This window comes from Pseudomonas sp. LB3P31, assembly GCF_054897945.1.
Window position 1 is genome coordinate 5654805 of record NZ_CM142710.1, and the last position, 21391, is coordinate 5676195.

The window sequence follows — 21391 nt, forward strand, 5'->3', positions numbered from 1 at the left end:
TGTCCTCTCAACGATTTTGTTCAGGGTTCCACTGCGCATAACGATGCCCGCGCAGGAACTGCCACAGCCCGATACTCAACCCGGCAAGGGTCACCAGGAGGAAGGCGGCGAGGCGAAAAGGTTTCGGCAGGCGGTGCTGCGAGTCCAGCAGGCCAGCGATGGCGATGGCATACCCGAGCAATTGCGCGACCAGGAACACCCGGTAGAAAGCATGCTCCTGCCACAGCCAGAAATTGCTCAGCAACAACGGCAGCAAGAGGATGGGTGCCAGGCGGCGGATCAACTTGTGGCTGATCAGCGCAATCGCATACAGCCCGTGCTTCAACGGATTGAGCAGTTCGCGGCGCTGGGCCAGACTCTGCAGGCCGCCGACGGTGACGCGCTGGCGCCGGCGAAATTGTTTGTCCGCCTCGTCGACACCCTGGTCGATCACCTGGGCCTTGGGCACATAGACGATGCGCTTGAACGCCACCGGTGCGCAGGTGCTGATAAAGAAGTCATCGTTGACCTCTGCCGGCACGGTCTGGAACAGCTCACGCCGCAATGCCAGCAGCGCACCGTCGGCGGACACCATGCAGCCGGTGCGATTTTCCACCCGGCGCAGCCAGCCTTCGTAATGCCGATACAGACTGTCGCCGATGCTCAGGCCTTTGCCGGTTACCGGGATCACCATGTGCCCGGCACAGGCGCCGACCGCCGGGTCCGCCAGTGGCGCGAGCAGGTGGCCGAGGGTATCGGTGGACCACTGGTTGTCGGCGTCGGTAAACACCAGAATGCCGCCGGTGCTCAGGGCCACGCCGGCGTTCAACGTTGCCGCCTTGCCCCCACGGGGTAGGTCGAGGACGCTGATGCGCGGGTCGACCACCTTGTGTGCACAGGCCACGGTGTCATCGGTGGAGCCGTCGCTGGCGAGGATGATTTGCAGCGACAACGGCTGGTAATCCTGGGCCAGCAGCGTGCGCAGTTTTTCCTCGATGTGCCGCGCCTCGTTGTGCGCGGCAATCACGATACTCACGTTCATCGGTGGCGGCGGCCCCGGACGGCGCGCCGGATACAGTGGCGCGAGCAACGTCAACAGCACCGGATAACCCAGGTAGGCGTAGACCGGCAACAACAAGCACATCCAGAAAATGAATTCAGCCACGGGCGGGCCTCCTGGCATTCCAATGACACAGGCTGAGAATGAACGCGGCGCCGGCCAGGTGCAGACGCACCCAATGCAGGCCCCAGAGTTGCAGGGTCAGGCCGATGTTGCGATGCCTGGCGCTCTGGCGCAGGCTCAAAACCAGCGCCGGCAACAGCGTCAAGAACACCATCAGCAAAGCGAGATAGGGGAAACCGTTGAACAGCGCTGACACGGCCACCAGATCCACCAGCCACGCGATGATCGACAGCAACGGAAAGCGCAGCAGCCGCAGGCTCAGGCCATGGGTGCGCAGCAATTGCAGGTGACTGCCCTGGCGCCACATTTCCTTGCCCATCCATTCGCGCCAGCTGCCTTCGTAACCCCAGTGCAGGGCCACGCTTTCGCTGGCGGTGAGCAGGCGCGCGCCGTGTTTGCCCAGGCGCAGGGTGAATTCCTTGTCTTCGCCGGTGCGCAGGTTTTCGTCGAAGCCGCCGACCTTGTCGAACCAGCTGCGACGCATCAACAGGTTGGCGCTGGGCAGCCAGTCCACCTTCTGCACGGTATGGGCGCTGGGGCGCAACATGCGGCGCTGCCAGGCGGTCGCGTACCACGGGGCTTCGGCGGGTGTGTGCAGGTCCAGCCCAAACACGTCGGCCAGGCCGCTGTCTTCGAGTTCGATCAGGCGGCTCAGCCAGTCCTCGGGCATCTCGATATCGGCATCGATAAAGGCCAGCCAGGTACCGCTGGCGATAGCGGCGCCACGATTGCGCAGGGCACCGATCAACAGCCCTGGCATCACCAGCACCTGGGCGCCGAACTGCCGGGCAATCTGCGGGCCCTGATCAGTCGAGCCGTTGTCGACCACAATCAATTCGCACTGCAGATCGGCGGCATGCGCGGCTTTTTGCGCCGCGAGCAGCGTGCGGGCAATGTGCCGCGCCTCGTTGAACATCGGGATGACGATGCTGATGCTGTTCATGTGCGGGCCTCCAGCGCAGCGCCTTCTTCAGCCTTGAGGCGCAGCACGCTGGTCAGCGCGAGCATGATCCACAGGTACTTGTGGTTCGGCGCGCTGAGGAACATCAGGAACAACGCCAACGACATGAAGCTCATGCTCAAGTGGGTCAGCATATCGGCCTGTTCGGCATCGCCGCGCTGCATCCAGGCGCGGCGTGCCCGCGTCAGGTTGTACATGGCCAGGCCGAGCATGCCGACAAACATCAGGCCGGCCGGAATCCCCAGTTCGCTGAAGATTTCCAGGTAGGTGTTGTGCGCGCGACGGTACAGCTCCTCGGGCTTGCCGGTGATGGAGAACGCCTTGGCGTAGCCGGTGTTGGCAAAGTGCAGCGGGAAGGTGCCGGGACCGGTGCCGATCAACGGGTTGGCGGCGATCATCTCGCTGCCGACCACGATGTAGGAAGCGCGTCGGCCCAGGGAGGGGTCCTGGCTCTTGGCCCCCGAGCTCAGAATGCTCAACGACTGGATGCGCTTGATGTAGCCTTCCGGCATCGCATAAAGCCCCAAGGGAATCACGATCGCCAGGCCAAGCATGGCAAACCCCAGGTGCCGCGGACGAATGCGTGGCAGCAGCGCGCGGTAGTGCCAGGCGCCGATCAGCAGGCTGAGAAACATTACCACCAGGCCCGAACGCGATTCGGTCTTGGTCATGCCGCCCAGCAGCAGGATCGTGCAGCCACCCCAGAACAGCCGATGCAGCAGGTTGGGGCTACGCATCACCAGAAACAGCGCCAGGGGCACCGCGAAGGCGATCATCAGGGCGAAGTTGTTCGGGTCTTTCAGCAGGCCGGCAGCCCGGCCGGCGTCCTGGTACTTGGTGGAAAACATCGTCATGGCACAGGTCACCACAACGCTGAGGGTCACCAGCTTGGCGAACATGTTCAGGTTCAGTTCGCGGCCGATCAGCAAGGTAATGACGAACAGCACCAGGCCGACGCTCATTTCCCGCAGGTGCCCGAGTGACATGCCCATGTTGTCGGAGTTCAGCAGGCTGAGCAGGTACAGGGCCATGAAGCCGATCAGAAAGCGCCAGATATTGCTGCGCAAGCGATCGGAGGGCAGCTGGTGAATTGCCAGTTGCAACATCAGGATCACCACCAGCGAGGCACCGAGCATTTTCGAACCGGGAAACGCGTTGTCCTTGAACAGGCCCTCGAACGGCAGGATGGCGGCGATGCCCAGCAGGCCCCAACTCGGCTTGCGGTACAGCAACGCGACGCCGGCCAGGCCGACCACCACCCCCGGCGCCAGGAAAGGAAAAGGGCTGGCCAGCAAACCAAGGCAGACCAGGGCGAGCAAAATGACGATCGAGAGCGGAAAAGTCACGCGCGTGCCTCCCGTGCAGTACGGATATAAAGCTGCGACCAGCGTTCGGCCAGGGCCTTGAGGTCATAGCGATCCAGTTGCGTACGTCTTGCGTTGTCGATCAGTTCGCCCGTCAGGGCTGGTTCGGCCAGCAAGGTGTCGATCTGCCGGGCGAGGGCAGGGCTGTCGGCAGGCGTCGCCAGCAAGCCGTTGTATCTATCCTGCAGCACATCGGGAATCCCGCCGACAGCAAACGCCACCACTGGCACCCCGGCCTGCATCGCCTCCAGCAGAATCATCGGCGTGCCCTCGGTGCGCGAGCTGATCACCAGCGCATCGAGCTGTCGCCACCACTGGCCCATGTCGGTCTGATAACCCGGCAAGCGGATGCGCTCCTGCAAACCCGCTGCATCGATACGTGCCTGCAGTTGCTCGCGTTCCGGGCCGTCGCCCAACATCACGGCATCCAGTCGCGGGTGCTGATGACACAGCCCAATCAGCGCATCGAGAAACAGGTCCGGGCCTTTTTCACTGCTCAGCCGCCCGACGTAACCGGCGAGAAAACGCTGCCGGTCGGTACTGGGAGACAACAGCCCGGTGGCAGCCGGCAAACCGTTGGGAATCACCTGCAGCTTCTGCGCCCCGACGCTGGCCTGGCGGTGCAGCACGGCAATGCTTTCGGCGACGCAAACCACGCGATTTACCGAAGCCGTGCGGCATAGTTGCAGGCTGAGCCAGGTGTAGAACTTCTGCTTGCGACTGCGCGGGGTGAACCCGTGCTGGGTAATCACCAGGGGCAGGCGCAACAACGTTGCGCCGACCCAGCCGAACAACAGGCCCTTGAAGTTATGCGTGTTGATCAGTGGCCGCTGCGCCCGGCGCTGCCGCAGATGACTCAGCAGGGCCCCCAGCCCCGCACAGCCACGGCAGTCGACTCCGGCTTGGCGAAACCGCGCGATCAGTTCCGGCGGCGCATCCAGAAACAGCACCTGGTGCTGCCCGGGCGTTGCCAGGCAGTGATCGAGCAACATCCGCTCAGCCCCGTAGAAGCCACCGCTGCTGAGCAAATGAATGATCGGCAGGGTGCTTGCAGGCGTAGTCTGGCTGAGCGGCGCGTTCAATTGCGCACCCAATGCGCGAAGCGCGGCACGGTCCAGTTTTTGTACGGGTTGACCGGGTCGACGTTCTGATCGTTGATCACCAGCAGTACCGGCAAGCCCAGTTCGTGGCTGATTTGCGCTGGATGCTTGAAGCGGTGATCGAAGAACTCACGCACGTAGACAAACGCGATCGCCAGCAGCAAACCGGTGAGCAGGCCAAATGGAATGATCAGCATCGGTTTGGGAAAGGCCGCTTCGCTAGGCTCGTATGGAGGGCTGAGAATCCGTGCGTTGGACAGGTCGTTGTCCAGCGAGCGGGCGGTGCTGCTTTCGGCAAAACGCTGGGCGTAAGTGGAGAACGCGGTGTGCAACGCTTCGATCTCGGTGTCCATCTGGCGCAGCTTGCTCTGGGTTTGCTGCAACTGATGGATGCGGTTCTTGAACTCGTCAATGCGCGCGGTTTTCTGCTCGATCACCGAGCTGACGACTGCCAGGTCGGCGGTCCGCTCCTGGATCCGGTTGTTCACTACTTTGAGGAACTGCCCGCGGGTCCGGGTGATCTGTTCACGCTGCAGCAGCATCGGTTCGCTGCTTGGCTGGAACACCGAAAGGTCACTCATGTAGCGGCTGATCTGGGTGGTCAGCAGTTCACCGAGTTGCTTGACCTCGCGGTCCTCGAAAGCCACGTTTTCGATAGTGGTGGTGAAGGTGTAGGGGAAGGTGAAGTCGCTAAGGAGTTTGGCGTCCTTGGCGACGGCCAGGTTGGACTTGAGATAGTCAAGCCAGCGTTTGCTCTGCAGCAGGCGATCCTGATAGAGGTTGAGCGCCTGCTCCTCGGTGTTGATAGCGTTCAGGCGGAAAGTAATTTCCTCCCGGGGATCCGCCGAAGCGACGCCTTCAAGCAAGGCCAGTCGGTTGCCTTCAAGCCCGTCAAGCCGCACCTGGTATTGCAGTTTCTTGGTTTCGTAGAAGCTTTGCGGCAGGTCGATTGACTGCATTTCCTGACGGCTGGCCAGGTAGTTCTGCAGCAGGGCTGCAACGAACTTGGTGCCCTGGGCCGGGTCGGGGAAGCTGTAGGTGATCGAGATCACGTTGGAGCCGGGCAGGGTTTCGATCTTCAGGTCGTCCGATGCCTTAAGGGCCAGCGCGTCCAGCTCGGTGTCGCGAACCGGGTCGGTTTCGAGTCCCATTGCATCGCGTACCGGATTGATCACGTGCTCACGAATTGGCGTGGTCACATAGTCCTTGAACGGCTGCACCACCAGCTTGTTGAACATGCTGACAGGCGGGGTGTACTCGCCCTTGTCACGCAACTGACTGATGGTCTGGCGAATCAACGCCGGCGATCGCAGGATGTTGCTCTCGGTTTCCATGTCCGCCAGCGAAGGCGGGATGAAGGAGGCGTTCTCCTGATTGAGGGAGGCGGTGGCATCCCCCTGTGAGAGTTTCTTGGACTGCACGATCACCTGGGCGGTGATATCGAAGCTCTGCTTGAGCATCAGTGGCAAGACCAGGGCGATCACTGCAAAGACCAGGAATACTCGTTTCACCAACTGCTTGTTGGCGAAAAAGATCCTGAAGAACTCGTGCAGGTAATTTTCTTTTGGATTCATGGCGGTCACCTGAGAGTTAGTTGTCGCTGCCTTTGTTGTCGACGCGGTAGCTGAAGCTCATGCCCACGCCCTGGAACAGCACCACGTCCGCCAGCTGCCTTGCGAGTTCGCCGGCGCTGGCCAGTTTGGTCTTGGGCACGTACAGCATGTCGTCGGCTTGCAGGTAGGCGATCTGCGAGGCGTCGCCGGACAGGGCTTTCTCCACGTCATAACGATGCGCGGTGACCTGGTTGCCGTTGCGCCGCATGATCATCACCGAGTCCAGGCGCGCCTTGATGTTGGAGCCGCGGGCCATGGTCAGGGCTTCGAGCACCGACACCGGACGGCGAATCGGGTAGGAACCCGGCTGGCCGACTTCGCCCAGTACGTAGATCTCGTTGCCGGCGGTGGACTTGAGCAACACGTCCACGGTTATGCGTCCCGGCAGGCTGGCGTAGCGTTTATTGAGGAAGGTTTCCAACTGGTTGACGGTCATGCCTTGCAGCGGTACGGCGCCGATCTCCGGAAAGCTGGCGAAGCCGTCGTTGCCCACGATGATCTCGCGGCTCATGCCGGTGCCCGGGTGGTTGAGTGTCGACTTGATGTTCTGCTCGTTGGTCAGCGGGCTGACCACGTTGAGCGACAGGGTATTGCGATTGGGCTGGAACAACTGCTTGCGCTCATACGCACGCTGGATCTCCAGACGTGCCTGTTCGCGGGTCAGACCTTCGATTTTCACCGAAGTGTTGGCGCCCGGCAGTTCGATGGTGCCGTCGGGCAGCACCAGCTGGTTGCCATTGAGCTGGCTGGCCGCGGTGAAGTTCAGCGCGACCATGTCACCGGATTGCACGCGATAGGCGTCCGAGCCGCTGGTACTGACGTGGAAGATTACGTCCAGGACGTCCTGGGGCCGCAGGGTCTGTTCGACCTTGGGCACGTCGGTGGCCTGGGCATTGGCCGGTGCGGCCGTGAGGATCTGCACCGGCATGGATTGGGTTTCCTGGGTAGTGCTGGAGCAACCCGCAAGCGGCAGCAACAGCAGGACAAGCATTCTGGCGTTCATGTCGTCATCCTTCGGCGGTTGCTCACAGGTTTTTATAGAGCCATTTGGGCATGTAGTACTTGCGTCGATTGAACACGCTGCCGACCAGTTTCGCGCCGGCCTGGGTCAGCCGTTGCACAGCGGCCTGGGCCACTTCCCAGCGGGTGTCTTCGGCGCGCACGACCATGATCACGCCGTCCACCTGGGTACTGATGACCAGGGTGTCGGCGGCCGAGTAAACCGCGTCGCCATCGATCACCACGAAGCGGTAACGACTGCCCAACTGGTCGAGCAACGGGCTCAGGGTTTCGGCGGTCAGGTGTTCGTTGCCCCGGGCAAAGCGTCCGTTGGGCAGCACGTGAAAGGGCAGGCTGGAGACGTCCACCACACAGTCCTGCAACAGCGGCGGGCTCTGGGTGTTGAACAGCAGGTCGCGGAAGCCGCGCTCCTTGGTCAGCCCAAGTTGCTGGGTGAGGTTGGTGGCTGACTGGCTGGCATCGACCAGCAACACTTGGCCGCTGCTCATTTGCGCCAGTTGGCTGGCCAGCACCAGGGCGCTGGTGGTAGTGCCCGCGCCGGGGTTGGCGGCGGTCAGAAAGAGGATCCGCAGATCTTGATCGAGCACAGTCGAAGTCAGGTTGGACTCGCTCGGGTTCGCGATAGTCAGGCTTTTTGCAGTTGAACCGTCCATTTAACTCGCTCCGTGGCCGCTGAATACTTTGAAGGGGGTTTTCAACAGGATCTTCAGATCAAGCAGCAGGCTCTGCTCGGCGATGTAGCTGAGGTCCAACTCAACGCGCTGGTCGAAGTCGATATTGCTGCGCCCGGAGATCTGCCACAGGCCGGTCATGCCGGGGTAGATGCTCAGTCGTGCAAGGTGATTGTCTTTGTAGCGGTAGGCATTGAACGAGGTGGGCCTGGGCCCTACCAGACGCATGTCGCCGGCCACTACGTTAAACAGGTTGGGCAGTTCGTCGAGGCTGCTGCGCCGCAGGAAACCGCCGATACCGGTGATGCGCGGATCCTTGTCGATTTTGAAATCGATGGCGTCGGCCCCGTGCTTGTTGAGGTGGCGCAGGGACTCCTTGAGCTCCTCGGCGTTGGCGACCATGGTGCGGAACTTGTACATGCCGAACGTGCGACCGCGGTAGCCGGTGCGTTTCTGCACAAACATCACCGGCCCCGGACTGCTGAACTTGATGATCAAGGCCAGGCCGAGCATCAGCGGCGAAATCAGCACCAGGATCAGCATCGCGCCAAGGCATGCGACCACCCGGTTGGTGCGCGATAGCGTCCAGGGTCGACCGCCGTCGCGACCGGTGACCCAGCCACGGCCCTGCATATGAATGGCGGCGTCCATGCGGATGCGGTGTTCGGGGTCGAGGCGCTTGTCCCGCCTCAGCTGCTTGAGGGGTACACCTTTTTCGTGTCCAGTCATGGGATCCTCCGCTGAAGTTCAGCCGCGAACGGCGCATGGGCGATAGGCAGTGGGTAATAGTCGCGAAACCAGGCAATGAAACGTCCGAGACCTTCATCGAGCTCGATACGCGGCTGAAAACCGGTGGCCTGGGCCAGGTCGCTGGCATCGGCACAGGTGTTGAGCACATCGCCGGGTTGCAAGGGCAGCAACTCGACCTGGGCTTTTTGTCCGAGGTGTTTTTCCAGCAGCGCCAGGTAAGCCTTGAGCTCGACCGGATGCTGCCCGCCAATGTTGAAAATGCGCCACGGCGCCATGCTGCTGGCCGGATCCGGGGTTTCCCGGTCCCATTCAGGATTGGCCTGCGGTGGCTGCTCGATCAGGCGGGCGATGCTCTCGATGATGTCGTCGATGTAGGTGAAATCGCGCTGGTGCTCGCCGTAGTTGAACAGCTTCAACGGCTGGCCTTCGGCAATCGCCCGGGCGAACTGGATCGGCGACATGTCCGGGCGGCCCCACGGCCCGTACACGGTAAAAAAGCGCAGCCCGGTGCACGGGATGCCGAACAGATGGCTGTAACTGTGGGCCATCAGCTCGTTGGCTTTCTTGCTCGCGGCGTACAGCGACAGCGGGTGATTGACCCCGTCCCGAACCGAGTAAGGCGTGTGCTGGTTGGCGCCGTACACCGAACTGGACGAGGCGTAGATCAGGTGCTCGACCGGATGACGCCGGCAGCTTTCGAGGATGTTCAGGAAACCACTCAGGTTGCTGTCGAGATAGGCCCGTGGATTCTCCAGGGAATAGCGCACTCCGGCCTGGGCGGCGAGGTGAATCACCACCTGTGGCTGTTCACGGGCGAATAGCGCTTCGATGGCCGCGGCATCGGCCAGGTCAACCCTGGCGAGCTGGAAACTGCCGACCTGTTCCTCCACCCACGACACTCGATCGTGCTTGAGTTGCGGGTCGTAGTAGTCATTGAAATTATCCAGCCCGCACACCTGATGCCCGTCGCGCAGCAAGCGCAACACACAGTGGGCACCAATGAAGCCGGCGGCTCCGGTCACAAGTATCTTCATGGACGCAGCGCCTCGGGAACGATGTGGCGCAGGCCGATGCCGCTGTAGTGCAAGCCGGCGGCTGCGACCTGCTCGGGGTTGTAGAGGTTGCGCCCGTCGACGATCACCCGTGAACGCAACTTGCTGGCCAGGTGGTCGAAGTCGACCACGCGAAAGTTCTTCCACTCGGTGCAGATCACCAGGGCGTCGGCGTCTTCCAGGGTGTCGTCACGGGTGGCACACAGGTGCAGCTCGTTGCGATAGCCGTAGAGGCGGCGGCATTCGGACATGGCTTCCGGGTCGTAGGCGTGCACGCTGGCGCCTTCAGCCCACAACGCTTCCATCAGGTAGCGGCTGGGGGCTTCGCGCATGTCGTCGGTGTTGGGTTTGAACGCCAGGCCCCAGATCGCGATGGATTTGCCTTTCAGGCCTTCGGGGAACCGCGCTTTAAGCTTGCCGAAGAGAATGTGCCGCTGGCTGTCGTTAACGTCGGTCACGCTGCGCAGCAGGCGCAATGGCATGCCGTTGTGTTCGGCGGTGTGCAGCAGGGCGCGCAGGTCCTTGGGAAAGCACGAGCCACCGAAGCCGCAGCCCGGGTAGATAAAGTGATAACCGATGCGTGGGTCCGAGCCGATGCCTTTGCGCACCGCCTCGATGTCGGCACCCAGCAGTTCGGTAAGGTTGGCCAGTTCGTTCATGAAGCTGATGCGGGTGGCGAGCATCGCGTTGGCGGCGTACTTGGTCAGCTCGGCACTGCGGTTGTCCATGAACATGATCTTTTCATGGTTGCGGCAAAAGGGTGCGTAAAGCTCGCTCAATTGCTCGCGGGCCTGGTCGTCGTCGGTGCCGACGATGATCCGGTCCGGGCGCATGCAGTCGGCCAGTGCGCTGCCTTCCTTGAGGAACTCCGGGTTGGACACCACCCGCACCTTCAGTGCGGATTTGCCCCGGCGTTGCAGTTCTTCGTTGGCGGCAGCGCTCACCTGGTCCGCAGTACCGACCGGCACGGTGGATTTGATGATCAGCGTGCGATCGGCCTCCATGTGATTGGCAATCTGCCGGGCCACATTCAGCACGTGGCTGAGGTCGGCGGAACCGTCTTCATCGGCGGGGGTACCGACCGCGATGAAGATCAGCTCGGCGTGCTCCACCGCGTCGCTGGCCTGGGTGGTGAACAGCAAACGACCGGCCTTGATGTTCTCTTCCAGCGTGCCGGAAAGTCCCGGTTCACTGATCGGCGGTACGGCTTGCTGCAGTTGCTTGATCTTGTTTGGATCAATGTCGACACACAGGACACGATGTCCGACATCGGCCAGTGCCGCTGCTTGTATCAGGCCAACATAGCCCGTACCAAATACGCTCACGTCCATTTTGGCGTGCCTCGTAAGACGGTGGAGAGGATCAGAATGAGACTGTCAAAATGGGTATAGACCAGCCTTGGAAAACCGTGTCAGCAAAATGACGTGTTGCATTGTCAAGACACCCCCCGGTTCTGGGGGCGATATGCCATCAACACCTTGTCGCAGCTGCGTTTGCCCCGGTTTTGATGGGTTTGCGGGGTGTTCAAATAAATCGATGGACGGTCGTGGGACGACTTTGGCGAGGTTAAAAGTGCTGCTGGTGTGTCAGATTTGAGTCAACGTTTTTTTGACGCTTTGTAAAAATGTCGGACATTTCTTGCGTAAAGATGGCTATGTGCTAGCGCCAAGAATTGGCCGACAATCTATTGGCAAAAGACGCTGGCAGGATCTCAATGATTTTGATGTTGGACATCAATCTCATGTGCATATAGGAGCCGGCTTGCTGGCGATTGGGTGTGTCTGGCGACATAAATCGCGAATGACATTCTGTGGGAGCGCGCAAGCGGCTTCAATTCACCACCGCAGGCGCACCCCTGACCTGCGCCGTACGGGTAGTCTCCACCGGGTCATGCAACAACGAGAACCCGCGCTCCAGCAACGTGCGGCCAATAAACCGCGAGCCACCTTCATCCAGGTGCGAATCGTCCAGATACAGCAGCTGGCCCTGAATGATCGGACTGCAAATCCCCTCCGGGCAAATCACCTGATTGGGGTCGATAAAGCGCACCTGCGGGAACTTTGCCCGAACATCTGCCCAATACAGTGGCAAGGGGCTCTGGGGGACCGAGCAATTGCGGTGAGTGTCGAACATCAAGCGGTGGATCGGGCAGCTGGCGGCTTTCTCGATGTGCTGGTTACTCAGGATCACAATCACCTGACCGCTGTTCTCCACCACCCGCCGGATGCTCGCCTCGACGACATCCTTGGCGGCTGCCTCCTTGGGCCAGATCGCCGCCAATACCACATAGGGGTATTTGTTCTGCTCGATCAGGCTGAACACCCTCTCGTTGCGTTTGGCGCAATGGGCGGCGTACACCGGGGACATGTCGGCGGCATAACCTAAAATCGGCGGGCACGAGTCCATGGTGTAATCCATGATCGACAGGTTGTCCGGCTTGGCCAGCAGATCGACCATTCCGGTGAAATGGTTGGCGAACGAGTCACCAATCAGAATGCCGTCCAGCCCCTCTTTTTCCGCGCCCAGGCGGCATTTGTCATTGGGCTCGGTGGCATACAGCGCATTGGTGACATGACAGCCGTGACGAATCTCGCTCGGCTTGCTCAGGGTCATCGCTTCCAGTGCCGCAATCCCTGGGTCGAAACGTTGCGGAAAGCCATTGAACTGCACGCTCAGGCCCGCGATCAATGCCAGCGCAACGGCCGGCAGGACAAATCGGCGAGTGAACACCCGGGAAAAATGCCAGCTCGCACCCCCTCGCCGGAACGGCACCTCGACGAAACGCCAGGTCAACCACGACAGCCCGATCGCAGCCGCGATCAGCAGCGCCCCGACCGGCAGGTCGATGGGGATCTCCAGGTAATTGAGGTAAGCGATCAGCGGCCAGTGCCACAGATACAGCGAATAGGAAATCAGCCCGACAAACACCATCGGCCGGCTGGTGAGCAGGCGCGAGTGCCTGTCGCCGCTGCCCGCCAGGATCAACAGCGCCGCCCCCAAACACGGAATCAGCGCGTTCAGCCCGGGGAAGCTCGAGCCTGAGTTCAAGACGAACAGCGAAAAACCGATCAGCAGGTAGCCCACCAGCGCCAGGCCATGGGCTGCCAGCTTGCCAATGACCCGCGGTTGCTGCAGGTAAATGCCCAGGAGCCCGCCCAGCATCAGTTCGAAAAAGCGCGTCGGCAGCAGGTAATAGGCCGCCGTGGCAAACACGCCGGTGGCGTACTCGGAAACAGCCACCGCCACTACCACGCCAACCGCCAGCACCGGCAAAACGTAGCGCGGCGCCAGACGGTAGAGCAGCACAATGAATAGCGGCCAGATCACGTAGAACTGCTCTTCGATACCCAGTGACCAGGTGTGCAGCAGCGGCGCTTCGCTGGCATCGGCGGCAAAGTAGTTGCCGTACTTAACCCATATATAGATGTTGGAAACACCCAGCAGGGAGAGCAGGGCGCTGACGTTGAGGCGGATCAGGTCGACCGGCGACAGGATAAAGGCGCCGACGACCACCGTCGCCAGCAGCACCGTGGCCAACGCCGGGACGATGCGATTGATTCGTCGCTGATAAAAGCCCTTCAGCGAAAACGCGTTGCGCTTGACCTCGGAATACACCTGGGAAGTGATCAGGAAGCCCGAGATCACAAAGAAAATGTCGACTCCCACAAACCCGCCCGGCAGCAGGCTGGTATTCAGGTGGTGCAACAACACCGCGATCACCGCAACAGCTCGCAGACCATCTATATCCGAGCGGTACTTGCCTTGAGCCATGCGCCTGACCATCCCTAAAGCTTTCGCCAAACCACGACGTCCGACCCATGACAACCACTGTCAAGATTTTGGACAGTTAACCCCACATGTCATTTGTAGCTTGGAATTGGCCGTACGCAAATGGCCATCAGTCGCAGCAGATGCCCGGGGGGCAGAACAATCCTTATCGGACAAAAGCCGCGCAAGGCCGCTATCCTTGGCCGACGCTCATCGAACGGGTCGACCCATGCTTGAAGTCCACGGTGTGTACAAAAGCTACGCCACGCCGCAAGGGCCCTTGCCGGTGTTGCAGGGTGTCGACCTGCAGTTGAAACCGGGCAGCAGCCTGGCGTTGATGGGCGAGTCCGGCAGCGGTAAAAGCACCTTGCTGCACCTGATTGCCGGGCTCGACAAGGTCGATCGCGGCAGCATCACCAGCGGTCCACATCGGCTGGACCAGATGAACGAGCGGCAGCTGGCCAACTGGCGCCGCAGCGAAATCGGCCTGGTGTTCCAGCAGTTCAACCTGATCGGCAGCTTGCGCGTGGAGGATAACCTGGCGTTTCAGGCGCGCCTGGCCGGGCGCCATGACCCGCGTTGGCAGGCGCACCTGGTGCAGCGCCTGGGGTTGGCGGATTTGCTGCGCCGTTATCCGGAACAACTCTCGGGTGGACAGCAGCAGCGTGTGGCCCTGGGGCGTGCGCTGGCGTCGCGGCCCAAATTGCTGCTCGCCGATGAACCCACGGGCAGTCTCGATGAGGCCACCAGCGATGAGGTATTGAAGCTGCTGCTGGAGCTGCTCGACGACAGCCCGACGACTTTGTTGATGGTCACCCACAGCCCGCGGGTGGCGGCGCGTCTGGCGGAAAAAGTGCTGCTGCAGCGTGGCCGCCTGGCTGGCGCGGACGCGCGCTGAGGTGCGGGTCTTTCGCCAGACGCTGCGGGCGCTGCTCAGCCATTGGCGGCAGCATCCGGTGCAATTTTTCAGTGTGTTGACCGGACTATGGCTCGCTACCAGCCTGCTCACCGGCGTGCAGGCGTTGAACAGCCAGGCGCGGGACAGTTATGCCCGAGCCAGCCAACTGATCGGCGGTGAACCGCAAGCCAGTCTGAGCGCACCGGGCGGCGGAACGTTTTCCCAGCAACTATTCGTGGACCTGCGGCGGGCCGGTTGGCCGGTCTCCCCGGTGCTGCAGGGGCGGCTGACGCTCAAAGGTCATGAACAGCAGCGATTGCAGTTGATGGGCATCGACCCGGTGTCGCTGCCGGCAGGTTCGGCGGTGGCCGGGCGCGCTTTGGCGATGGAGCAGATCGTCGAATTTTTCTCCCCGCCGGGCAGCACCTGGGTGGCACCGCAGACGCTGGAGGCCATGGGCCTGCGCGAGGGCGAGCGGCCGATCAGTGCCAGCGGCCAGGCATTGCCGCCGCTGCAGGCCCAGGCAGACATGGCGCCTGGGGTATTACTGGTGGACATCGGCTTTGCCCAGCAGATTCTGCAACAGCCCGGTCAGGTGTCGCGCCTGCTGTTGCCCAAGGATTTCACCGCGCCGTTGTCGCAGCCGTTCAGCGCAGTCCTGCAGCTGACGCGCAGTGGTGAAGAAAATAACCTGAGGCGCCTGACCGAGAGCTTTCACCTGAACCTCGATGCCCTCGGCTTCCTGTCGTTCGTGGTCGGCCTGTTCATCGTCCATGCAGCGATCGGCCTGGCGCTGGAGCAGCGGCGTGGCCTGTTGCGCACCCTGCGCGCCTGCGGCGTCAGCGCGCGGATGTTGATCGGCAGTCTGATTGTCGAGCTCGGCGCCCTGGCACTGGTCGGTGGAGTGGCCGGGGTCGCCAGCGGCTACCTCCTGGCCAGTGTGCTGCTGCCGGATGTCGCCGCCAGCCTGCGCGGCTTGTATGGCGCCGAAGTCGCCGGGCAATTGCACCTCAGCCCCGGGTGGTGGTTGGGCGGTATTGGCTTGAGCTTGCTCGGTGCATTGCTGGCCGGTGCCAACAGTCTATTGCGAGCGGCGCGTTTGCCGTTGCTGGCACTGGCCGATCCGCAGGCCTGGCATCAGGCCCACGCGCGCTGGTTGCGGCGCCAGGCCTGGGTGGCGGCGTTGGCGGGGTTGATTGCGTTGCTGGCGCTGACCTTGGGTGACAGCCTGGCCAGCGGTTTTGTGTTGCTGGCCGCGCTGTTACTCGGCGCCGCGCTGGCCCTGCCGGTGGTGCTTAATCTGGTATTGAATGCGCTGCTGCAGCGCAGTCGCTCGGTGCTCGGCCAGTGGTTTGTGGCCGACTGCCGTCAGCAGTTGCCGGCCCTGAGCCTGGCGTTGATGGCGCTGCTGTTGGCGCTGGCGGCGAACATCGGCGCTGGCAGCATGACCGGCGGTTTTCGCGAGACGTTCAACAACTGGCTGGAACAGCGCCTGAGTGCCGAGCTTTACCTCAATCCACAGAGCACGGCTCAGTCTGCAGAACTTTACGCCTGGCTTGCACAGCAGCCGCAGGTCGCAGCGGTGTTGCCCAACTGGCAGGTGTCGATCCAGTTGCAGGGTTGGCCGACAGAGGTCTTTGGCGTAGTCGATCACCCCACTTATCGCCAGCATTGGCCGCTGCTGGAGGCCCAGGGCGATGAACCCTGGAAGCGCCTGGCCAGCGACGATACGGTGATGTTGAGCGAACAGCTCGCCCGCCGGTTGAAGGTGCATTTGGGCGATCGGCTGGTAATGGCGACCGCTGGTGGGTCGTGGTCGCCCGAGATCGTCGGGATTTACGCCGACTACGGCAATCCCAAGGGCCACGTGCTGGTCAACAGCAAGCATCTGCTGCGCCATTGGCCGCAGCTGACGCCCAACCGATTTAACCTGCGCATCGATCCGGCGGCGATTCCGGCTTTCCTCACCACGCTACAGGCACGCTTTGCCCTGGATGACAGTCGAATCGTCGATCAGGCGCGGCTCAAGGACTGGTCCTCCCAGGTGTTCGAACGCACTTTCGCCGCCACTGCTGCGCTGAACAGCCTGACCCTGGCGGTCGCCGGGGTCGCCTTGTTCATCAGCCTGCTGACCCAGAGCCAGAGTCGCCTGGGACAACTTGCGCCGCTGTGGGCGCTGGGCGTGACGCGGCGCCAATTGATGCTGCTCAACCTGGGCCAGACCTGGTTGCTGGCTGTACTGACCCTGGTATTGGCACTGCCGCTGGGCATCGCCCTGGCCTGGTGCCTGGACACGGTGATCAACGTCCAGGCATTTGGCTGGCGCCTGCCGCTACGGGTGTTCCCGTGGCAGTTGCTGCAGCTGATGGGACTGGCCTTGTTCGCGACGCTGCTGGCGTCGGCGTGGCCGCTGTACTCGTTGTATCGCACGCAACCGGCGGACCTGCTGAGGACATTTGCCCATGAGGATTAAGCTCGCGTTGCTGCTGCTCATCCTGCTCAGCGGCTGCGATCAGCCAGCGACTGTCGAGAAAGGCTTCGCCGGCCTCGGCAGCGGTGCCTCTTCCTTTACCCCCGTCGTCCCAGGCCGGATATTCAGCTTTCCGGCGGATCACGGGCCCCACGACGGTTATCGCATCGAATGGTGGTACGTCACCGCCAACCTCAAGGACGCTCAGGGGCGCGAGTTCGGAGTGCAATGGACCTTGTTCCGCAGCGCATTAAAGGCCGGGCCGACTGCCGCGGGCTGGGCTAACCAGGTGATCTGGCTGGGACATGCGGCCGTCACCTCGGCCACCGCACACCACGCCGCCGAGCGTTATGCCCGGGGTGGGGTGGAGCAGGCGGGCGTCAGGTTGGCGCCGTTCAATGCCTGGATCGATGATTGGCATTTCAGCAGCGAGGGCGGCGATGGCTTGGCCGACCTGCAGCTCAGCGCGCGCGACAAGGATTTCAGCTACAACTTGCGGCTGACGTCGACGCGGCCGTTGGTATTGCAGGGCGACCAGGGTTTCAGCCAGAAATCCGAACAGGGTCAGGCCTCCTATTACTACAGCCAGCCGTTTTTCCAGGCCAGCGGTGAGCTGGAAATCGATGGCGGCCGCTATCAGGTCAGCGGCCCGGCGTGGCTGGATCGCGAATGGAGCAGTCAGCCGCTGACTGCCAACCAGACCGGTTGGGACTGGTTTTCCCTGCACCTGGACAGTGGTGAACAGGTGATGCTGTATCGCATGCGGCAAAAAGACGGCGAACCTTACCTCACCGGTACCTGGATTGATGCCCAGGGGCGCACCCAGGCCTTGCACGCCAGCGACTTCAGCCTCACTCCCGAGGGCACGGCCAAGGTTGCCGGACGTACGATGCCGGTCAGTTGGTCGGTCAGGATTCCCGGCAAACAACTCGACATCCGCCTGAGTGCGCTCAATCCGAATGCCTGGATGGATTTGCGCATCCCGTACTGGGAAGGCCCGGTGCGCCTGAGCGGCAGCCACGGTGGTGAGGGCTATCTGGAGATGACCGGGTACTAGCCCGGTAAAGGCTTGGAACTCCAGCCAGCGCGCAGGCCTCTACCGTATGAACCCCTGCCAGCACGCGCACAAGGTCCCCGCAGTGAACGTGGCCGAGGAAGTTGAAAATCCTGAAGCCTGAGGAGGCCAGCAATGAAACCAGTCACCGAAACGGAACACCCCGATGAGCCCCGGCCCCCGGGAGAAGTCGAGCGCGACAATGATGCCCTGCGGCCCACCGACCCGAATCGCCGCAAGGAGAATCGCAAGGGCACCGAGAGTGGTGAATCCACCGCGCAAGAAACTGCCAACACTCCCTGATCAGCGTATATGCTAATGGGCACAAGCGGCGCTAAACGCGCCGTTTGCTGCCTTTAATCAACAGGGAATGTAAGACTTATGAAACTTCACGCACTGGCCCAGGCCATCACCCTTGCCACTTTGTTGTCCGCTGCCAGCCTCAATGCGATGGCTGCGGATATTCCGTTGTCGGCCGATGTGATTACCGATGAAGTGGTCACTGAAGTTGTGTCGGTAGACGCTGCGAACCATCAGGTGGTGCTCAAAGGCCCCGAAGGTCGTCAGGTACATGTGCAATTGACCGACAAGGCCAAGGACCTGGGCAATTTGAAGCCCGGCGACCAGGTTAAAGTTGAAGTGCTGCACTCAGTGGCCGCCTATTTCGACACCGATGTCGATAAGGGCCTGCCAGGTACCACCGAGCGCACCGGTGAAATCCGTGCCACCGAAAATAACCCCAATCCGGGTGGGGAAGCTTACCGTCAGGTGCAGGTGCAACTGAAAATTACCGGCATCGATGTGAAGAAAAACCAGGTTACCTTTGAAAACCCGGCCGGCCTGTCCAAGACTATTGACGTTGTAAAACCGCAAGTGCAGGCAAAACTCAAGGATCTGAAAGTCGGTCAAAGTGTGGTCGTGACTTACACCGATATCTTGAAAGTGACCAGCCAGCGTTGAGTCTGCGGATCAATGCAATCAGTTCGGATGGTCTAACCAGTGAGTTTGGAAATTTGTTTGCATGATATTTAAAGTGACATTTTGTTAAACATCGTGTCGATAAATTTCATCTCCAGTTCGGGGACTTATCCGGAAACCTATATTAAAATAGCCACCGTTCGCCCAGTGTCACGGCTCTTTACCAGTGCATGGATTGCCGAGGCCACTGCACTGGGCGAACCCTGTTCGTCAGGCACTGAAAAGCGTTTATAAAAGAGCGATCATTTGATGGCTCTTTTTTTTCGCGTTTAAATTGCGAATGCCATCTCTTGTTATCGGATCGCTGGTGTCCAGGTTCGAAAATGGCCCGCGTTGCACTGAAACGAACCGGCACGGCAGGTTGTCAATGAAACAGGCACACCGACCTGGAGCGACTACACATGAAAATTCTGATGGTTCTGACGTCCCACGATCAGCTGGGTGATACCGGCAAGAAAACCGGCTTCTGGCTGGAAGAATTTGCCGCACCGTATTATGCCTTCAAGGACGCCGGTGCCCAGCTGACGCTGGTCTCGCCTAAAGGTGGACAACCACCCCTGGACCCCAAGAGCGACGAGCCGGATGCACAAACTGCTGCCACCGAGCGCTTTCGCAAGGATCCCGCCGCCCGGTCTGCGTTGGCTTCCACCGCGTTGCTGAGCAGCGCCAGGGCCGAAGACTACGATGCGGTCTTTTACCCTGGCGGACATGGCCCGCTGTGGGACCTGGCCGAAGACCCGGTTTCGATCGCGCTGATCGAAGCATTTTATCAGGCCGGCAAGCCGGTCGCGGCGGTTTGCCATGCGCCGGGTGTGTTGCGTCACGTCAAGGGTGCGGACGGCCAGCCGTTGGTCAAGGGCAAGCGGGTGACGGGTTTTACCAACTCTGAGGAAGAGGCGGTGCAACTGACCAATGTTGTGCCGTTTCTGGTGGAGGACGTGCTCAAGGCCGCTGGCGGGATTTACTCCAAGGGCGATGATTGGGCCAGTTACGTGGTGACCGATGGGTTGCTGTTGACGGGGCAAAACCCGGCGTCGTCCGAGGCGGTGGCTGAGGCATTGTTGGCCAAGCTGCGCTAATACTTGTTGCAGCTGCCGAGCGGGTCCGGCAGCTGCACCTTTGCATGATCCTGTGTCAGGCGAAACACTGCTCGATCGAGCGCCGCTGTGTCTCGGCGTACAGCGCCAGTTCATCAATGGTCGAACGCCCCAGGGCTTGCTCAAACGCCTGGCGATTCGAATGCTCGCCATAATGACTCTGCGCCGCATCCCCCAGGTTCGACTGGAAAATCCCCGCCGCGCTGACCGGCAGAAAATCCTCGTAGACCAGTGGCTCCACCTTCAGCAAACCGGCGCCGAGTAAATCCTCAAATTTCAGGGAATTCAGCCCGCCCGCAGCCCGACCTTGATCCGTGACGAAGTAGCGAAAGTACGCCAGCTCCTGTTGGCGCATTTCCTCCAGAGTGTCCGGGAACTCGGCAAAGTGTTGCAGCATCAGCGCGTCGTAGCGTTCAGCGTTGCCCTCATTGGGAAATTCCCCCAGTTCGTCCCGCGCCGCATTAAGCAGGCGGTCATACAGCGCGCGCCCCTTGGGCGTCAGTGCGGCGCCCCGTTGTTCGATCTCGCCGAAACGGGCGCTGTGGCTGCCGCGGCTGTCGAGCTGATCGGTGAAGGCAATCGGCTCGTCCAGCGCCTTGAAACTGGTCTGGCGCAGCAGGATCGGCCACTGCCGACGCGGCGGGCCCTCGATCACGGCCTTGGGCGTGATGCCGTGAGCAGGCATCTGCGCCTGCACCCGGTCAATGTCGAGGGTGCGCGGAGTCAAATGGTTGATGTGCGGTCCCTTGAACGCCACCACATCGGCGATCAGGCGATGCTGGGCGCTGAGCTTGCGGTACTGCTCGGCGGTGACGGTGGCGCTGTGGTGCCAGCGGAAAGTTTCCAGCGCCTGTTCGACGAACTCCTGCGCTTCGGTTTCGCTGAGGCCGCCTTCGCTTTCGGCGCGCTCGATCAGGCGCAACGCCGCAGCTGTGAAGATCTCGCGTTTATCCAGCACCGCCTGGGCGAAGGTGCGTAGCTCCAGGTCTTCGATCAGCTCCAGGCGCAACAGCGAAGTGAACACGCGAAATGGGCTGACCTGCAACGCCTCTTCGTGCACCGCGCGAAACGCGGTGGAGTGCACCGGCACACCCGCCGGCGTCAGGTCGTAGTAGCCGACCGGCTGCATGCCCATGACCGCGAACAGGCGGGCGAGGGTGGCCAGTTCATGGGCCGTACCGACGCGGATTGCGCCGTGGCGCTCCAGGTCCAGGCGCTGGATTTCACCGGTGCTTTCCAGCTGCTGCGCTACTTGCGGATCGCTTTGCAGCACGTGGCGATTGGTGTGCTCCACCAGCTCCATCAACGCGCCGTACAGCGGGACCTCTTCGCGGTACATGTCGGACATCGCCCGGGAAAAGCGTTGGCGGATCAGGTCGGGGCTGACGAAGTTCGGCTGGCTCATGCAAGGTTCCTGGCGCGGGAAGAGAAGG

At 61.5% G+C, this 21391-nt stretch carries 18 protein-coding genes; 6 read left to right on the forward strand and 12 right to left on the reverse strand.

All coding sequences use genetic code 11. From position 1 onward, the window contains the following. Positions 1-7 precede the first annotated feature (7 nt). The 11 genes from ACYZTK_RS25740 to ACYZTK_RS25790 all read right to left on the reverse strand — a co-directional run bounded on the left by ACYZTK_RS25740 (position 8) and on the right by ACYZTK_RS25790 (position 13464). Positions 8-1144 (reverse strand): glycosyltransferase, encoded by a 1137-nt coding sequence (locus tag ACYZTK_RS25740; protein ID WP_462012398.1) that lies wholly within the window; start codon positions 1142-1144, stop codon positions 8-10. After that, complete coding sequence (locus tag ACYZTK_RS25745; protein ID WP_462012399.1) at positions 1137-2105, reverse strand: glycosyltransferase; 969 nt, start codon at positions 2103-2105, stop codon at positions 1137-1139. The genes ACYZTK_RS25740 and ACYZTK_RS25745 overlap by 8 nt, the downstream gene beginning before the upstream one ends. Continuing rightward, a complete protein-coding gene (locus ACYZTK_RS25750; RefSeq protein WP_462012400.1) occupies positions 2102-3469 on the reverse strand; it encodes an O-antigen ligase family protein in 1368 nt (455 codons plus the stop codon). The genes ACYZTK_RS25745 and ACYZTK_RS25750 overlap by 4 nt, the downstream gene beginning before the upstream one ends. Beyond that, on the reverse strand, positions 3466-4569 hold the full coding sequence (locus ACYZTK_RS25755; RefSeq protein ID WP_462012401.1) for a glycosyltransferase family 4 protein: 1104 nt from the start codon (positions 4567-4569) through the stop codon (positions 3466-3468). The genes ACYZTK_RS25750 and ACYZTK_RS25755 overlap by 4 nt, the downstream gene beginning before the upstream one ends. Next, complete coding sequence (locus ACYZTK_RS25760; protein WP_462012402.1) at positions 4566-6161, reverse strand: GumC family protein; 1596 nt, start codon at positions 6159-6161, stop codon at positions 4566-4568. Before ACYZTK_RS25760 ends, ACYZTK_RS25755 begins: the two co-directional genes overlap by 4 nt. A gap of 16 nt (positions 6162-6177) precedes the next feature. Then, a complete protein-coding gene (locus ACYZTK_RS25765) occupies positions 6178-7203 on the reverse strand; it encodes a polysaccharide biosynthesis/export family protein (RefSeq protein WP_462012403.1) in 1026 nt (341 codons plus the stop codon). A gap of 22 nt (positions 7204-7225) precedes the next feature. Further along, positions 7226-7873: a CpsD/CapB family tyrosine-protein kinase gene (locus ACYZTK_RS25770; protein WP_462012404.1), complete on the reverse strand. Its 648-nt coding sequence runs from the start codon at positions 7871-7873 to the stop codon at positions 7226-7228. Beyond that, positions 7874-8620: a sugar transferase gene (locus tag ACYZTK_RS25775; protein ID WP_462012405.1), complete on the reverse strand. Its 747-nt coding sequence runs from the start codon at positions 8618-8620 to the stop codon at positions 7874-7876. Next, positions 8617-9675: an NAD-dependent epimerase gene (locus ACYZTK_RS25780; protein ID WP_462012406.1), complete on the reverse strand. Its 1059-nt coding sequence runs from the start codon at positions 9673-9675 to the stop codon at positions 8617-8619. Before ACYZTK_RS25780 ends, ACYZTK_RS25775 begins: the two co-directional genes overlap by 4 nt. Next, complete coding sequence (locus ACYZTK_RS25785) at positions 9672-11024, reverse strand: UDP-glucose dehydrogenase family protein (protein WP_462012407.1); 1353 nt, start codon at positions 11022-11024, stop codon at positions 9672-9674. Before ACYZTK_RS25785 ends, ACYZTK_RS25780 begins: the two co-directional genes overlap by 4 nt. Positions 11025-11523: 499 nt before the next feature. Next, on the reverse strand, positions 11524-13464 hold the full coding sequence (locus ACYZTK_RS25790) for an acyltransferase family protein (RefSeq protein WP_462012408.1): 1941 nt from the start codon (positions 13462-13464) through the stop codon (positions 11524-11526). 226 nt (positions 13465-13690) lie between these two features. Here ACYZTK_RS25790 and ACYZTK_RS25795 point away from each other — a divergent pair, with 226 nt between their 5' ends. The 6 genes from ACYZTK_RS25795 to ACYZTK_RS25820 all read left to right on the forward strand — a co-directional run bounded on the left by ACYZTK_RS25795 (position 13691) and on the right by ACYZTK_RS25820 (position 19940). Continuing rightward, complete coding sequence (locus tag ACYZTK_RS25795; protein ID WP_462012409.1) at positions 13691-14359, forward strand: ABC transporter ATP-binding protein; 669 nt, start codon at positions 13691-13693, stop codon at positions 14357-14359. A 1-nt stretch (position 14360) separates the two neighbouring features. Continuing rightward, entirely contained in the window at positions 14361-16832 is a 2472-nt protein-coding gene (locus tag ACYZTK_RS25800; RefSeq protein WP_462014975.1) for an ABC transporter permease, read from the forward strand. Then, positions 16822-17886, forward strand: coding sequence for a lipocalin-like domain-containing protein (locus ACYZTK_RS25805; protein WP_462012410.1), 1065 nt, complete (start codon positions 16822-16824; stop codon positions 17884-17886). The genes ACYZTK_RS25800 and ACYZTK_RS25805 overlap by 11 nt, the downstream gene beginning before the upstream one ends. Before the next feature lie 132 nt (positions 17887-18018). Beyond that, positions 18019-18186 (forward strand): hypothetical protein, encoded by a 168-nt coding sequence (locus tag ACYZTK_RS25810; RefSeq protein WP_462012411.1) that lies wholly within the window; start codon positions 18019-18021, stop codon positions 18184-18186. A 78-nt stretch (positions 18187-18264) separates the two neighbouring features. After that, positions 18265-18843 (forward strand): hypothetical protein, encoded by a 579-nt coding sequence (locus ACYZTK_RS25815; RefSeq protein WP_462012412.1) that lies wholly within the window; start codon positions 18265-18267, stop codon positions 18841-18843. A gap of 419 nt (positions 18844-19262) precedes the next feature. Beyond that, positions 19263-19940: a type 1 glutamine amidotransferase domain-containing protein gene (locus ACYZTK_RS25820; RefSeq protein WP_462012413.1), complete on the forward strand. Its 678-nt coding sequence runs from the start codon at positions 19263-19265 to the stop codon at positions 19938-19940. Between the two features lie 55 nt (positions 19941-19995). On the opposite strand, the gene hglS is transcribed toward ACYZTK_RS25820, so the two are convergent. Further along, positions 19996-21363 carry a 2-oxoadipate dioxygenase/decarboxylase HglS gene (hglS, locus tag ACYZTK_RS25825; RefSeq protein WP_462012414.1) on the reverse strand — a complete coding sequence of 456 codons (1368 nt, stop codon included), beginning with the start codon at positions 21361-21363 and terminating at the stop codon, positions 19996-19998. Positions 21364-21391: the final 28 nt, after the last annotated feature.